Source organism: Microseira wollei NIES-4236, assembly GCF_020521235.1.
GTDB classification, from domain to species: Bacteria; Cyanobacteriota; Cyanobacteriia; order Cyanobacteriales; family Aerosakkonemataceae; genus Microseira; species Microseira wollei.
The window spans coordinates 1-2,399 of record NZ_BLAY01000394.1; the positions used below are offsets into that span (position 1 = coordinate 1).

Annotated in this window: 2 protein-coding genes and 1 pseudogene; 1 reads left to right on the top strand and 2 read right to left on the bottom strand. The window is 45.2% G+C overall.

What is annotated here, in order from left to right; genetic code table 11:
* Nucleotides 1-79 precede the first annotated feature (79 nt).
* Together ltrA and MiSe_RS48635 are read right to left on the bottom strand one after the other, a co-directional pair.
* Entirely contained in the window at nt 80-1,804 is a 1,725-nt protein-coding gene (ltrA, locus tag MiSe_RS48630) for a group II intron reverse transcriptase/maturase (RefSeq protein ID WP_226594655.1), read from the bottom strand.
* A gap of 119 nt (nt 1,805-1,923) precedes the next feature.
* Complete coding sequence (locus MiSe_RS48635; RefSeq protein WP_226594657.1) at nt 1,924-2,142, bottom strand: hypothetical protein; 219 nt, start codon at nt 2,140-2,142, stop codon at nt 1,924-1,926.
* 32 nt (nt 2,143-2,174) lie between these two features.
* On the opposite strand from MiSe_RS48635, the pseudogene MiSe_RS48640 reads away from it, so the two are divergent.
* Nucleotides 2,175-2,399: pseudogene (locus MiSe_RS48640) on the top strand (hypothetical protein); the annotation flags it as partial.

Here is a 2,399-nt window from a genome sequence, read left to right on the forward strand (position 1 = left end):
TCTCTGTCGGGTAAGGAGGCACACGTCACCGTGTCCCCCTCCCCTAAGAACCGGACTTGACAGTTTCCCATCATCCGGCTCAAGCCTTGAGCAACTCATTGTTCACACCGTGTATGTGCCTGTGACAGGCGTAATGAAGGATTAACAGATTGTTTTCTGCGTCGTTTCCTCCATCTTTCACTGGGATTTTGTGGTGCGTGTGTAGTTCTTCTCCATTAAAGAGAGGTTCCCCACAAATTGGACAAATCCACTGTTGTCTTTGGGCAATTCTGTAATGTTTAGTTCCTTTATTAAAATATTCTTTGCCGTACTTGACTTGGCGTTGAACCCAGTAGTCCTTAAGTGTGGGGTCGTCAGGTGATGCTTTTCCTTTTACCTTAACGTGTCGGGTTATGTTTGCTTCCGTGGTTCTGGTTAGGGTTATTATCCTTTCCTTCCCGCTTCTGCTTTCAATCTGGGTCGTGAATGTCCAACTCCTACCCTTAATTGTCTGATAGTATTTGTCTTTTATCCACGATTTGGGCTTTTTGGGATGCCTGAGAAGGCACCACTTCCATATAGCCTTCCAGATTTCATTCTCCACGTTGTTGAAGGTTTTACTACTGACGAAGTGCCTGTAATAGTTTGTCCATCCTCTAATAATTGGATTCAGGACTCTGATGACGGTTTCGGCTTTGACTGTTTTGTGTGTCTTTAGCCAAGTTCTCACCTTTTCTAGAAAGGCTTTTACCTTTTCTTTTTGAGGTTTGATTAGACATTTTCCGTCGTAGGCACGGACGTTGAACCCTAGAAAATTAAACCCTTCTGTTCGATGTAAAATTCGGGTTTTTTCGGTGTTGAGTTCTAGTCCCCTCTGTTTTAGCCACTCTTTTATTTGTGGCAATATTACCTCTATGTCCTCTTTTGTACTTGCGGTGATGAGGAAATCATCTGCATATCGGATAAATCCGTATTTGCTGACTTTTCGCTTCTTGGTTTGGCCTTGTCTGTATTTACCTTTTCGGATATATTCTATCGTTCGATAGTGTTGTCCTAGAAGGTCGTCCATACCATCCAAGGCTATATTCGCTAATAAGGGCGAAATTATTCCGCCTTGTGGAGTTCCGCTTTCTGTCGGATGGAACATTTCGGCTTCTATGTAACCTGCTTTTAGCCATTGTTTGATTAATTCTCTGCCTGGACACAAGCCTATGGCTTTGAGTATGTATTCATGGCTGATATTGTCAAATGCCCCTCTGATGTCTGCGTCAAGTACCCATTCGTCTCTTCCGTCTTGTAGTCTTATCCAGACTTGGGATATGGCATCTTGACATGAACGCCCTGGTCTAAAACCGTAGCTGTTTGCCTCGAATCGTGCTTCCCAGCTTGGTTCTATTGCATTTTTAACAACTGCCTGTGCGACTCTGTTTTTCACAGTGGGTATTCCTAGAGGGCGTTGTTTGCCGTTTTCCTTGGGGATGTATACCCGTTTGACTGGTTTGGCTTGCCATAGTTTATGAGTCAGCATTTCTCTGACCAGTTTGACCCTTTGTTCTGGGGTGATTGCCGTTTGGGCATCAATACCCGCCGTTGCTTTCCCCTGGTTTTCCTGAGTCACCCTTCGCACTGACAGTAGCAGGTTGGAGTAGCTACGCAGCATCAGTTTCATAAGGCTACGAACCTTATTCATCTGACCTTCCTGAGTTGCGCGATAAATTCTCTGTCTTAGATTCCTCACCCGCTTATTTATGGTTTTCCAGTCGATGGAATCCCAACTTTTCAACGGTACCTTAGTTCCGATGTCATTGCTGACCCTATCTTTCACTTTTGGTTCGGTTCCTTACTTCGGTTTATCGCTCAAGACCCGCTAGAAGTTTGCCGTCTTTCGACTGGGGCAAATTTTGAACCCCTATCCTCTCTATTACTAAGAGGCGTTCGCTTTTTCTAGCTTCCTTTACCCTCTGAGTAATTCTGCCTTCCTTGCGGTTGGCTTACTCCGGTAATCGACCGTACTGGAGAACTCAAAGGGCTTACCGTGTTCCGACTATCTGACTTACGACTGATTCGGGTGCTGTCTATATTCCGATGGGGATGTAGTTCTACCGCTATTAACCTCTGAACTTTAATAGCCAACCCACGTACCTTTTGGTTAAAGTGTGTCATCCTCTTTTCACTTTTTCTCACTTACGGAACTTGTGACAGTTCACTTTCGTTCACCCTACCCAGTCTTCGCCTTGCGCTTGGTTGACATGAGGATTGCCAGTTTTGGCGCTTTTGTGCCTTGCATTCCATTGGTATCATTACTTACTTCCAATGTAGGCGGGGTACTTGACCCTTTTACATGGCGACAGGGAGGTAGAATTCCCTGGAGAGTCTTTCCTCTCGGTCAGATGCGCCGTCTTTTCACGTCGCACCCAGAG

Excerpts from the sequence above, each read along its gene's own strand:
- MiSe_RS48635 (WP_226594657.1), bottom strand. The coding sequence starts at position 2,142 with ATGACACACTTTAACCAAAAGGTACGTGGGTTGGCTATTAAAGTTCAG.